At 38.6% G+C, this 13,046-nt stretch carries 8 protein-coding genes, 1 rRNA gene and 2 pseudogenes; 8 read left to right on the forward strand and 3 right to left on the reverse strand.

Features of this window, described 5'->3' with window-relative positions; genetic code table 11:
- Positions 1–10: 10 nt before the first annotated feature.
- The 8 genes from rrf to DPV97_RS09170 all read left to right on the forward strand — a co-directional run bounded on the left by rrf (position 11) and on the right by DPV97_RS09170 (position 10,116).
- Positions 11–126, forward strand: a 5S ribosomal RNA gene (gene rrf, locus DPV97_RS09135).
- A gap of 122 nt (positions 127–248) precedes the next feature.
- The gene (yoaA, locus tag DPV97_RS09140) at positions 249–2,171 is read left to right on the forward strand and encodes a DNA repair helicase YoaA (RefSeq protein ID WP_431830726.1); all 1,923 of its coding nucleotides are present in this window, start codon (positions 249–251) and stop codon (positions 2,169–2,171) included.
- A gap of 2 nt (positions 2,172–2,173) precedes the next feature.
- Complete coding sequence (gene tsaB / locus DPV97_RS09145) at positions 2,174–2,884, forward strand: tRNA (adenosine(37)-N6)-threonylcarbamoyltransferase complex dimerization subunit type 1 TsaB (protein WP_049363802.1); 711 nt, start codon at positions 2,174–2,176, stop codon at positions 2,882–2,884.
- A 20-nt stretch (positions 2,885–2,904) separates the two neighbouring features.
- Positions 2,905–3,447: a Slp family lipoprotein gene (locus DPV97_RS09150; protein WP_049363799.1), complete on the forward strand. Its 543-nt coding sequence runs from the start codon at positions 2,905–2,907 to the stop codon at positions 3,445–3,447.
- Between the two features lie 46 nt (positions 3,448–3,493).
- The gene (gene fadD / locus DPV97_RS09155) at positions 3,494–5,182 is read left to right on the forward strand and encodes a long-chain-fatty-acid--CoA ligase FadD (protein WP_070713022.1); all 1,689 of its coding nucleotides are present in this window, start codon (positions 3,494–3,496) and stop codon (positions 5,180–5,182) included.
- 69 nt (positions 5,183–5,251) lie between these two features.
- A complete protein-coding gene (rnd, locus tag DPV97_RS09160) occupies positions 5,252–6,403 on the forward strand; it encodes a ribonuclease D (RefSeq protein WP_070713024.1) in 1,152 nt (383 codons plus the stop codon).
- A gap of 414 nt (positions 6,404–6,817) precedes the next feature.
- On the forward strand, positions 6,818–8,605 hold the full coding sequence (locus DPV97_RS09165; RefSeq protein WP_111382974.1) for a hypothetical protein: 1,788 nt from the start codon (positions 6,818–6,820) through the stop codon (positions 8,603–8,605).
- Between the two features lie 59 nt (positions 8,606–8,664).
- The gene (locus DPV97_RS09170; protein WP_070713028.1) at positions 8,665–10,116 is read left to right on the forward strand and encodes a surface lipoprotein assembly modifier; all 1,452 of its coding nucleotides are present in this window, start codon (positions 8,665–8,667) and stop codon (positions 10,114–10,116) included.
- Positions 10,117–10,219: 103 nt separating this feature from the next.
- Here DPV97_RS09170 and pta read toward each other — a convergent pair.
- The 3 genes and pseudogenes from pta to DPV97_RS09180 all read right to left on the reverse strand — a co-directional run.
- Positions 10,220–11,269, reverse strand: a pseudogene (pta, locus tag DPV97_RS09175) (phosphate acetyltransferase); the annotation flags it as partial.
- Positions 11,270–11,365: 96 nt separating this feature from the next.
- A pseudogene (locus tag DPV97_RS09755) lies at positions 11,366–11,671 on the reverse strand (AAA family ATPase); the annotation flags it as partial.
- A 64-nt stretch (positions 11,672–11,735) separates the two neighbouring features.
- On the reverse strand, positions 11,736–12,941 hold the full coding sequence (locus tag DPV97_RS09180) for an acetate kinase (protein WP_070713030.1): 1,206 nt from the start codon (positions 12,939–12,941) through the stop codon (positions 11,736–11,738).
- Between the last annotated feature and the right edge of the window lie 105 nt (positions 12,942–13,046).

A 13,046-nucleotide genomic window follows, 5' to 3' on the forward strand; every position in this document is an offset into this window, starting at 1 on the left:
AAGGAATAATCCTGGCGGCGATAGAGCGGTGGTCCCACCTGACCCCATACCGAACTCAGAAGTGAAACGCCGATGCGCCGATGGTAGTGTGGGGCTTCCCCATGTGAGAGTAGGACACCGCCAGGTACTGAATGTAGAACCCCGAGCTGAATGGCTTGGGGTTTTTGTTTTATATAAAATATTAGAATTCATACATAAATGAGTCTAATAATGATAAAATCTTCACCTGTTTCTAGATAGCAATAATTATGAAAAAGCAGATAAGTAAGATTTTTTCCAGTGATGGTGAATTGAGTAAGAATATCAAAGGATTTAAGCCTCGAGCAGAACAGCTCGAAATGGCTCAATCAGTAGGATATTCTATTCAAAATAAGCGACCGCTTGTTGTAGAAGCTGGAACGGGTACTGGAAAGACTTTTGCTTATTTAGCACCAGCACTTATTGCAGGAAAGAAAACGATTATTTCAACCGGCTCTAAAAATCTACAAGATCAACTCTTTTCAAGAGATCTACCTGCCATAAAAAAAGCTTTAAATTATTCTGGAAAAATTGCATTATTGAAAGGGCGATCTAATTACTTATGTTTGGAACGACTGGATCAGGTTATCGCTCAAGGTGTGCTTGGGGATAAATCTGTTTTAGCCGATTTAAGTAAAGTAAGAAAATGGAATAATGTAACGAAAACAGGTGATTTGACCGAATGTATTGAATTGGCTGAAGATAGCCCAATTTTGCCTCAATTGACGAGTACGGCAGAAAGTTGTTTAGGAACGGATTGTCCTAACTACGCTGAATGCTATGTTGCACAAGCTCGTAAAAAAGCGCTAAATGCGGATCTTGTCGTAGTAAATCATCATCTTTTCTTTGCTGATATGGCGGTAAAAGAAAGTGGCTTTGGTGAGCTTATTCCCAATGCAGAAGTTATCATCTTTGACGAAGCACATCAACTTCCCGATATTGCAAGCCAGTATTTTGGTCAATCATTAACTTCTCGCCAGCTATTTGATTTATGTAAAGATATCAATATTGTTTATCGAACAGAATTGAAAGATATGCTGCAGCTTGGTACTACTGCAGATACATTGCTTAAAGTTATTCAGGATTTTCGCCTTCTTCTTGGGGAAGGAAATCAGCGAGGAAATTGGCGTGAGCTATTTAAGCAAAGTGCGGTTAAAAAATCGGTTGAATTATTACAAGAAAAAATTGAGTTTCTTTCTGAAGTTATCAAGATTGCATTAGGTCGCTCTCAGACTTTGGATAGTATTTTTGAACGCACTGAAAGTATCAAGAATCAATTAATTCGTCTTTGTGATACGGCCATTGTTGGCCATTGTTATTGGTACGAAAGTATGGGGCGACAATTTGGTTTACATATTACGCCACTTACTGTCGCAGATAAATTTGGCGAACAGCTAAATAATAAAGAAGCAGCTTGGATTTTCACCTCAGCGACTCTTGAAGTTGGCGGCACTTTTAATCATTTCTGTCAGCAACTTGGTATTGAGGAAGCAGAACAAAAAATTCTTCACAGCCCTTTTGATTATCCTAATCAATCGCTACTTTGCGTGCCACGTTATTTACCAGCAACTAATCAAAATAATACATTACAAGCTCTTGGTGAAATGTTGTTGCCTATCATTGAAGCGAATAAGGGGCGATGCTTTGTGCTTTGTACTTCTTATTTAATGATGAGAGGCTTGGCAGAGTATTTTAGAGAAAATAGTGAGCTTTCTATCTTATTACAAGGTGAAATGCCTAAAGCCAAATTACTCGAACAATTTATTCATGAAACCCACAGCGTGCTAGTTGCAACCTCGAGCTTTTGGGAAGGTGTGGATGTCCGTGGTGATGCGCTATCATTAGTCATTATTGATAAATTGCCTTTTACTGCGCCAGATGAAACTTTACTAAAAGCGCGCATTGAAGATTGCCGATTGCAAGGAGGCGATCCATTTAATGATATACAGATCCCTGAAGCGGTTATTACGCTGAAACAAGGTGTAGGACGCCTAATTCGAGATGTGACAGATCGTGGTGCGGTAATTATTTGTGATAATCGTCTTGTTATGCGAAATTACGGCGAAACCTTTCTAAAAAGTTTACCTAATTCAACCCGTACCCGAGATCTCAACAAAGTGGTACAATTCTTACAAAATGAGAAAATGGATTAATAATGAAAAATATCACCTTATTAGCACTTGATACTTCAACAGAAGCCTGTTCAGTTGCACTTTGGCATAAAGGCGAAAAAACACATTTAGATGAATTAGCACAACGTACACACACAAAACGTATTCTTCCAATGGTTGATGAGTTGCTCGCTAATTCAGGTATCAATTTGAAGCAAGTAGATGCGTTAGCATTTGGACGCGGTCCTGGTAGTTTTACTGGTGTCCGTGTCGGTGCAGGGATTGCTCAAGGGCTTGCATTTGGTGCTGATTTACCTGTTATTGCGGTATCAAATTTAACAGCAATGGCTCAGGCTGCATTTGAATTACATCAAGCTGAAAATGTGGCAGCTGCCATTGATGCGAGAATGAATGAAGTTTATTTTTCTCAAGTAAAACGAGAAAAAGTGCGGTCAGAATTGGATGAGTTTTTCCAATGGAATCCTGTTATAGAAGAACAAGTTTGCCAACCTGAAAAAGCGCTTGAACAGCTTTCAGATTTAACCGCCTATCGAGTCGGAACAGGTTGGGCAGCGTATCCTCAATTTAAAGACAGTGGTTTAGAAGGGAGTGATATTATTTTACCTTCTGCACAATATATGCTTGAGCTTGCTTTAACAGATTATGCTCAGAATAAAATCATATCCGCCTTAGAAATTGAACCGGTTTATTTGCGTAATGAAGTAACTTGGAAAAAATTACCTGGGCGTGAATAATTTTCGAAAAGGAGTTGAAGATGAATAAAAAAACGATCTTAGTTTTGACCGCACTTTCGACCACATTAGTGGGATGTGTTAATGCACCGAACGGACTGGAAAAAGAGCAGTTTACTTTAAAATCATTATCTTCAATTCAACAGAGTGATTATAGCTGTCAGTGCAAATCAATTCGTTTAGGCGGAAAAGTATTAACAGCACAAGCCTTGCCGAATAAAACTAAAATTGAAGTATTAAGCTATCCAGTTTACTCAACCTCTGCAAAACCCATGATTGATGAACAACCTAATGGACGTTTTATTACTTATCTTGATGGTTTTGTTGAGCCTGAAAGTTTAAAAGACCAATTTATTACAATTGGCGGCACTTTACTGAAAACAGAACAAGGCAAGGTTGATCAGGCAAACTACACTTACCCTGTAATTCAAACCAATCACTATCGTGTCTGGAAGCTTTCTCAAAGCTATTATTATCCAGACGATATGTGGGATGATTGGGGCTTTTTCGGTAGAAGACCATATTATTGGTATAGCGAGCCTGAAATTCGCTATTATCTCTATTAACTACATGATAAAATTAAGAAAATTTTCCAAAGAATAAGGATAAAAAATGGAAAAAGTTTGGTTTCAAAATTATCCAGAAGGTTCACCAACCACGCTGGATACCTTAAAATATGATTCGATTCTCGATATTTTAGATAAAGCAATTCGTGAGCATCCAGACCGTCCTGCTTATATCAATATGGGACAAGTGCTAACTTTTCGTAAATTAGAAGAGCGAAGCCGTGCATTTGCTGCATATTTACAAAATGAATTGAAATTAAAACGAGGTGATCGTGTTGCTCTCATGATGCCGAATTTATTGCAATATCCTATTGCGCTGTTCGGTATCTTACGTGCGGGCTTAGTTGTGGTAAACGTGAATCCACTTTATACCCCTCGAGAATTAGAACATCAGTTACAAGATAGCGGTGCAACGGCGATTGTTGTTGTTTCAAACTTCGCCTCAACCTTAGAAAAAATCGTGTTTAACACTAAAGTAAAACACGTGATTTTGACAAGAATGGGTGACCAACTTTCTTTTGGTAAGCGTAATTTGGTCAATTTTGTCGTGAAATATGTCAAAAAGTTAGTGCCAAAATATAAATTACCGAATGCAGTGACTTTCCGTGAAGTGTTAAGTATTGGTAAATATCGCCAATATGTTCGTCCACAAGTGGATCGTGAAGATTTAGCCTTCTTACAATATACAGGTGGTACAACGGGTGTTGCTAAAGGTGCAATGCTGACACATGGCAATATTATTACCAATATTTTCCAAGCGAAGTGGATTGCAGAGCCATTTATTGGCGATCATGCTAAGCAACGCGTTGCCGTACTGGCTTTACCGCTTTATCATGTTTTTGCCCTAACGGTAAACTGTTTACTTTTCTTAGAGCTTGGCGTGACAGCGCTCTTAATTACTAACCCACGTGATATTGATGGCTTTGTTAAAGAGCTCAAAAAATACCGCTTTGAAGCGATTACAGGGGTAAATACCTTGTTTAATGCGCTACTTAATAATGAAAATTTCAAAGAAGTGGATTTTTCACAATTAAAACTTTCTGTTGGCGGCGGTATGGCGATCCAACAATCGGTTGCAACGCGTTGGCATGATTTAACCGGCTGCAACATCATTGAGGGTTATGGTATGACAGAATGTTCACCGCTAATTGCCGCTTGTCCGATTAATGTGGTGAAACACAATGGTACAATCGGTGTACCAGTGCCAAATACCGATATTAAAATTATCAAAGATGATGGCTCGGAAGCACAACTTGGTGAAGCTGGAGAGCTTTGGGTTAAAGGTGAACAAGTCATGCGTGGCTATTGGCAACGCCCTGAAGCGACAGCTGAAGTGCTTCAAGATGGTTGGATGGCAACGGGTGATATCGTCATTATGGACGAGAGCTATAGCCTCCGTATTGTTGATCGCAAAAAAGATATGATCTTAGTTTCAGGCTTCAACGTTTATCCAAATGAAATCGAAGATGTGGTGATGCTAAATTATAAAGTCGCTGAAGTGGTCGCTATTGGTGTGCCACATGAAGTGTCGGGAGAAACCATCAAAATCTTCGTCGTGAAGAAAGATGATAGCCTCACGCGTGATGAATTACGCCAGCATTGTAGACAACATCTCACAGGTTATAAAGTCCCGAAAGATATTGAGTTTCGCGATGAATTGCCGAAAAGTAATGTAGGCAAAATTTTAAGACGCATACTGCGTGATGAAGAAATAGCAAAACGCGCGCAACATTAATTAAATCAGGGATATGTGTTCATATCCCTGTTTAGTCTGTACCTCTATTTGAAAATACATCCTATTACAATGATAAAAGAATGCCAAAATCAACCGCACTTTACATTAATTCAAAATAATGAAGAGCTCGCTCAGATTTGCCAGTTAGCGCGTCAGCAAAGTGCGGTCGCTTTAGATACCGAATTTATGCGGGTATCGACCTATTATCCTAAATTAGGATTAATTCAACTTTATGATGGTGAACGAGTTTCATTGATCGATCCTTTATCCATTACTGATTTTTCACCTTTTGTGGAATTATTACGCGATCAGCAGGTGACAAAAATTTTGCATGCTTGTAATGAAGATTTATTGGTTTTCTTACAAGAGTTTGATGCACTTCCACAACCTATGATGGATACGCAAATAATGGCACGTTTTCTAGGTTTTGCTAATTCAGCGGGTTTTGCTAAACTTGTGTTACATTATTTGGGCGTTGAAATGGATAAAGGGGCAACGCGTACAAACTGGCTAAAACGCCCACTTTCACCTGCACAGCTACAGTACGCGGCAGGAGATGTATGGTACTTATTGCCAGTTTATCAAAAAATGCAAATAGAATTAGCACAATCACCTTGGCTTCAAGCAGTAATTGATGATTGCCAGCTTGCGATATCGAAAACCAGTAAATTAGATGATCGCGATCCAGACAAAGCCTATTTAGAGATTCCAAATGTTTGGAAATTGAATCCGCTCGAATTAGCGCGTTTACAGCTATTGGCCAAATGGCGACAAGAAACGGCAATGGCACGAAATTTAGCTCTTTCTTATGTGGTGAAATCGGACAACCTTTGGAAAGTAGCAAAAAACAACCCTCGTAATACATCAGAAATGCTAGCGCTTGGATTATCTGAAAATGAAGTGCGTGTGCGTGGCAAAAAAATGCTTCAATTATTAGCACAAAGCCGCAAAATTTCCCCTTATGATTATCCTAAACGTTTAGTGCGTATTGTGGATGATCCTCGTTATAAAAAGGCAATTCGATTGTTACAAGAAAAAGCTTATGAACTGACCCCAAAAGAATTAACCCTCGATATTCTAGCCAGTAAACGGAATTTAGAAGATCTGATTAAATGGGTTTGGCTAAAAAATGAAGATATGACCAAACAGCCTGATTTACTTTTAGGGTGGCGAAGAGAGATTGGCTTGAAGCTGGTTGAATACTTAAAATCCGTAGAGTAGTCATTAAAAACAATCTTAAAAATAACCGCACTTTGAATCATAAAAAGTGCGGTTATTTTTTTATTTATAGGTATCGTTTCTATAAAATGTGATTTATTTCACAAATCTGACTAAAATGTTCAACTTTTTTCTTGTTTATTGCTTCATTTTAAGTAAAATGCTTGAAGTTTTATTATGTAAGGTAATAACTAGTTGAAATCCATTATTTTTTTTGTGGTTATTTGCTTGGTGAATTTCATTTATTTCCCTACATAAATTAAGGAATAATTTATTTTGCTTTGTTTTGATTTGATGTTTAATTAAGAAATATAAGCTAAGTAAGTTATTTTACTTTTCAATGATTATCTATTTGTTATTAATATAAGAGGACTTTCTATTAAACCTATCTTTAAAACAACCGCACTTGCGGCATTTGTGGCTTTATCTTTGACAGCCTGTGGCAGCTCATCGAGTTCTAATGACTCAAATTCTATTGCTGCTCAAGTTGAAGTTCAAAAAGCGAAAACGTCAGAGCAAGCAAAACGCATTGCAGAGAATTTAAAAGACAGTGCGAATAAAGCAAAATCAGCTGCAGAACAAGCAAAACATGCAGCTAAAAAAGCAAAAACCTTAGCAGATAAATCTCAATCAGAAGTAGATGCGTTGAAGAAAAGTATCTCATCAACAACAGATGCAACTAAAAAAGCCGCATTAGAGAAAAGTTTAAAAGTGAAAGAAACTGCATTAGAAAGTGCTAAAAAAGCATTATCTGATGCCCAACAAAAAGCAGAAGAAGCGCAAAAATCTTTAGATGCGCATAACGCTGCAGTGGCAAAAGCGAATAACCAAGTAGTTGAGTTACAAAAAGCAGAAGCTAAAGCGAAGGCAGATGCTGAAGCGAAAGCAAAAGCTGAGGCAAAAGCAAAAGCGGAAGCTGAGGCAAAAGCAAAAGCGGAAGCTGAGGCAAAAGCAAAAGCGGAAGCTGAAGCGAAGAAAAAAGCGGAAGAGCAAAAACGCCTAGAAGAAGAGGCGAAAAAGAAAACTGAAGAAGCGAAAAAAGCCAAAGATAAAGCGGAAAAAGATCGCTTAGAAAAAGAAGCAAAAGAAAAAGCTGAAGCTGCTAAACGAGCAGAAGCGGAGAAAAAACGCTTAGAAGAAGAGGCGAAGAAAAAAGCTGACGCAGCTAAACGAGCTGAAGAAGAGAAAAAACGTTTAGAAGAAGAGGCGAAGAAAAAACCAAATAAACCGGTTGTTCCGCCAACTGTTCCAACTCCAACAACTAAAACAGACTTTAATTCGACCAAAACCACACATGGTAAAGAGTGGCGTTATATTGATATAGCAAAAAATATTTCTAACGATGGACCTCATAATGATGAATATGTCTATTCACCTTATGTTAATAGCAGCGTCCATATGCCTAATGTAAATGTCTCTAGTGGCTCAGGTGTTGTTAATTTTAATAAATTATCAGGTAATCAATTAGGTAAGTTTTCTGGTAAAGCAACCGATCAAGATTATGTTATTGATCAGGAAGCTGCTAGAAATGGTATGAATTATCTTTTTGTCAATCAACCATACTCAACTTATGGTGTGCTTTATACACCGAATTCAGAACGTCCAACAGAATTGGTTACAAGACCTGTAGCTTTTGTAAGAGTGAACGAGGATGAAAGTAAATTCACGGGTAATGCAACTTATAAAGGTGGTGTGATTGCTCAGATTAGTGCTTATGAACGTACAGCAAGTACTTCGGGTTGGTCTGAGGATAATGATGAAATTAGCTGGGATCAAAAAGATTTTATAAAAGATGATGGTTCTGTTACTATCAACGTCAAAATGAATGGAACAACCGAAAAACCAACGATGGATGGTGTGATCAATAGTAAAACCATTGGCCAAATTAAATTAACAGCTAATGAAGTTGAAGATAAAACTACTTATATTGGTGCTAAAAACCCAATAGTTCCGCAAATAGTTTTAAGTAAGAATAAACATGAAGTTATTGGAAAAGCAGTTCATGCAAGAGCAACCGGAGATTATGGCGCAACATTTGGTGGCAAAAACTATTCAGAGGTTGTCGGTATAGTTGGGGTAAATAAATATATCCACAAGGGGACGGTTGAAAGAGCTGATCATAGCCAAGGTTTAGCTGAAATTAAAGAAGCTGGTAAAACATATGTCGTGGAAGAATATCAAGCTACTTTCGGTGCTAAAAAATAACCCTTTCTTTTAATCACTTTCTGCCGCCGTTGTGCGGCAGATTTTTCTAATAAAGTATAATGAAAAGATATAGTTCCTTTTTACTCGCCTTATTCCCAGCCCTAGCAATTGCCGCCCCGTCGCCGGAATTAAGCACAGAAATTGATAAACAAGTAAAAATTGCTGAGCCTGAAAAACAGCGAGAAAATCTACCGCACTTAACGGAAGAACAGTCCTACTCAACACGAATTAGTCGTGAAGAATTAGAGCAAAATCAGCCGCTCACTACTCAATTATTATCACAGGCGATTTATTCTCGTGATGCTGATTTAATTGAGAAATTATTAGAAGTGTATCAAACCTTTCCTGAGCAAGATCCGATTTTAGTGCTATTTGCACAAGGGAAAGTTGCGGCATTAAATGATGATCAGGCAACTGCCATTGATAAATATCGTGAAGTGTTAGCACAAAATCCTAATTTAAATCCGGTGCGCATTGAGCTTGCAATCGCCTTGTTTAATCAGAAACAAGATGGTGCAGCAAAGGCTCAATTTGACAAAGCTAAAACAGCAGAAGATTTACCTGCACCGGTGATGGAACTCATTGATACTTATTTATCTGCTTTGAATGAGCGTGATAGCTGGAATGTGGATATTGCCTTTAATTATGTGCGAGATACAAACGTGAATAATGTAGGCAGTGGCAAGCAAGTTAAGCTTGCAAGTGGGGGCGTTTTAACTCGAGCTGATGATATGATGCCACAAAGCGCTCATGGGCTAGCATATTCTTTAGATATTTCTCGTGACTTTAATTTATGGGGTTCGAATTATCTTTCAGTCGGTAATGAGTTTTTTGGTAAAAGCTATTGGGATAATCATGAATATGACGATCTTTCTAATCGTACATTTATTGGTTATGCCTATAAAACTTCAAAACAAACTTTCCGCTTAAAACCTTTTTATGAAAAACGTTGGTATGGTGGTGAAAGTTATCGCTGGGGAAATGGTGTTCGTCTTGAACTTACACATTGGCTTAATCTAAATTGGCAAATTGCTTTAGCTGGTGAGTTTGCTAAACAGCGTTATTTTGATAGCGAAGTATTAAATGGTAATAATAAGCTCGTTTCTGCCACCTTATTATGGATGCCTAATCCTAAACGCTTTTTCTATTTAGGTTCCGATTTTTCTGCTGAGAGAACCTTAGTTCGCCAATATTCTTCAGACAGTAAAAGCTTGCGCCTAGGTTGGGGACAAGAATGGAACAGGGGCGTCTCTTCGCGTTTAGGACTTTCTTTAACACAACGTGAGTACAAAGATATTGCCAAACTTGCAAATGTTGATTTGTTTTCTTTTGGAAAAATTCGTAAAGACAAAATCTACGGTGTAAATTTAAGTCTTTGGAAACGAGATTGGCACTTATGGGGTATCACGCCGAAAGTCGTATTTAGTTGGAAGAAACAAGATAGTAATATCCCAGAAATGTATTCTTATACCCAAAAGAATGTCCATCTGATTTTTGAAAAAACGTTTTAGTCGTAAATAAAACGTTATTTCTAAAACGACCTAAAAAATAACCGCACTTTGAATCATCAAAAGTGCGGTTATTTTCTTTAGTGTTTTACAACAAAGGCTTTGATTAAGCTTGTGTTGCTTGGATCGCAGTTAATGCGATGGTGTAGATGATATCATCCACTAATGCACCACGAGATAAGTCATTAACTGGTTTACGCATACCTTGAAGCATTGGGCCTACAGCCACTAAATCAGCAGAACGTTGAACCGCTTTATAGCCGATGTTACCTGCATTGATATCAGGGAATACAAACACGTTTGCTTGGCCAGCCACTTTAGAGTTTGGTGCTTTAGACGCTGCGACATCTTTCATCACAGCTGCATCGTATTGTAATGGGCCATCGATTAATAAATCAGGACGTTTTTCTTGTGCAATACGCGTTGCTTCTTTTACTTTCTCTACAGATTGACCTGAACCAGAAGTACCGGTTGAGTAAGAAAGCATTGCGACTTTCGGATTTAAACCAAATGCTTTTGCCGATTCAGCAGATTGAATTGCGATTTCAGCAAGTTGTTCAGCTGTTGGTTCTGGGTTTACTGCACAGTCTCCATATACTAATACTTGGTCTGGTAATAACATGAAGAATACAGACGAGATAATTGAGCTACCTGGTGCTGTTTTGATGATTTGCATTGGTGGACGAATCGTATTTGCCGTGGTGTGAACGGCCCCAGAGACTAAACCATCTACTTCGCCCGCTTCTAACATCATGGTACCTAATACAACGGTGTCTTCTAATTGTGCACGCGCTTGTTCTTCCGTTAAACCTTTAGATTTGCGTAATTCAACTAAACGAGCAACGTAGTTTTCGCGTACGTCAGCTGGATTGATGATCGTTACATCAGCACCTAAAGTCACGCCTTGTTCTGCCGCAACTTTTTTCACTGATTCAGGATCCGCTAATAATACCGATTTTGCGATACCTCGTTCAGCACAGATAGCTGCCGCTTTAACTGTACGAGGTTCGTCACCTTCTGGTAATACGATGGTTTTGCCTGCTTTGCGTGCTAAATCAGTTAATTTGAAACGGAATGCTGCTGGAGAAATACGTGCTTCACGAGTAAGTGGCGCAGCGATTGCTGTAGCTAACGCTTGTGCATCTAAGGTTTTAATTTTGCTTGCTTGCGCACCAAATACACCTAAGATGTCAGTGTTGTTCACTCCACCAAATTCTGAAGCAACGGCTTCTACTAATATGGCTTCTTCATTGTTTGCTACTAAGATGATTTGTGCATCTAAGGTTTGTGCAATCGCGAAGTTTAAGCTATTTGCAAAAGGCGCTTGAGCAGAAGGTTGAACACCTTTAACAACCACTAAATTTGCATTTAATGCTTGGAAATCAGCTACGATTTTTTCTAATAACACGTCTTTCTGATTATTTGCGATTAATGCTTGAGCGGCTTTTACATCTTCTACTGCATTGAATACGACCGCACCTGTTACTTTAGATGCGTCTAATGCTGCCGCTAAATTCGCTTCTGCGCTAGTTGGGATAAGAATAACTGCTTTAGTCATTTTGATATACCTTTTATTGAATGAAAAAACCTGCTGATTTCTCAGCAGGTTTGAAGGAAGTTGATTAGCCCGCTAAACGTGCTGTATCTTGTGCAATTACTAATTCTTCGTTAGTTGGAAGAACGATCGCTTTGAATGCAGAGTCATCAGCAGTGATTACGCCTGATTTGCCAAAGCGAGCAGCAAGGTTACGTTCTTGGTCTAATTTGATACCAAATAATTTTAAGTGGCTTAACGCTAATTCACGAACGTGAGCTGAGTTTTCACCGATACCACCCGTAAATGCGATCGCATCTAAGTGATCATCACCTAAAACAGCCATGTATGCACCAATGTATTTTGCTAAACGGTAGCTGTAAACATCTAATGCACGTTTTGCTTCTGGTTTAGATGCATCGTCGTAGTTATCTTCTGCATAACGACAGTCGCTCGTTACTTCAGTTAAGCCTAAAAGACCTGATTTTTTCACTAAGGTCTCTTCGATTTGATCCATTGACATGCCTAGGTTTTTATATAGGTAGAAAACGATCGCAGGGTCGATGTCACCACAACGTGTACCCATGACTAAACCTTCTAAAGGGGTTAAACCCATAGAAGTATCGATACATTTACCGTTACGAACCACAGAAACAGAACCACCGTTACCTAAGTGACAGATGATTGCGTTTACTTGGTCTGCTGGTTTGCCTACGTATTCAGCGACTTCACGAGAAACGAAGTAGTGGCTGGTACCATGAGCACCATAGCGACGTACGCCATGTTCTTTGTAAAGTGAGTATGGAAGTGCATATAGATATGCTTCTTCTGGCATGGTTTGATGGAATGCTGTATCAAATACGACAACGTTCTTATCTTTTAAGTGTGGGAATGTTTTAAATGCTTCACGGATACCGATTAAGTGAGCAGGGTTGTGAAGTGGTGCAAATTGTGCCGCATCTTCAATACCTTTAACTACCTCATCTGTTACGATAACAGATTGAGTGTATTTCTCACCACCGTGAACTATACGGTGACCAATCGAGGTGATAGAGTTTTTAAGCTCATCAGTCATAATATTTGATGCGATAAAGTTAAGCGCCTCAGTGTGCGCTGCACCAGCACCTAAATCTGCGCTACCTTTTTCTCCGTTAAGTTTCCATTTGATACGAGCTTCAGGAAGATAAAATGCTTCTGCTAAGCCTGATAATTTTTCTTCACCTGTTGCAGGATCAAGGATTGCAAATTTTAATGAAGAACTACCACAGTTAAGGATGAGAACAAGTTTTGACATAGGAACCCTATTTTTGATTGAGGTTAATAAAAATCCATTCAAAAGAACGGAGTATAAATTCTATATAGAATACACCTTTTAGCATATAAAATAAATTAACTGGAG

The sequence above is a fragment of the Haemophilus parainfluenzae genome (genome assembly GCF_003253005.1).
GTDB lineage: Bacteria > Pseudomonadota > Gammaproteobacteria > Enterobacterales > Pasteurellaceae > Haemophilus_D > Haemophilus_D parainfluenzae_M.

Excerpts from the sequence above, each read along its gene's own strand:
- yoaA (WP_431830726.1), top strand. The coding sequence starts at position 249 with ATGAAAAAGCAGATAAGTAAGATTTTTTCCAGTGATGGTGAATTGAGT.
- tsaB (WP_049363802.1), top strand. The coding sequence starts at position 2,174 with ATGAAAAATATCACCTTATTAGCACTTGATACTTCAACAGAAGCCTGT.
- DPV97_RS09150 (WP_049363799.1), top strand. The coding sequence starts at position 2,905 with ATGAATAAAAAAACGATCTTAGTTTTGACCGCACTTTCGACCACATTA.
- fadD (WP_070713022.1), top strand. The coding sequence starts at position 3,494 with ATGGAAAAAGTTTGGTTTCAAAATTATCCAGAAGGTTCACCAACCACG.
- rnd (WP_070713024.1), top strand. The coding sequence starts at position 5,252 with ATGATAAAAGAATGCCAAAATCAACCGCACTTTACATTAATTCAAAAT.
- DPV97_RS09170 (WP_070713028.1), top strand. The coding sequence starts at position 8,665 with ATGAAAAGATATAGTTCCTTTTTACTCGCCTTATTCCCAGCCCTAGCA.
- DPV97_RS09180 (WP_070713030.1), bottom strand. The coding sequence starts at position 12,941 with ATGTCAAAACTTGTTCTCATCCTTAACTGTGGTAGTTCTTCATTAAAA.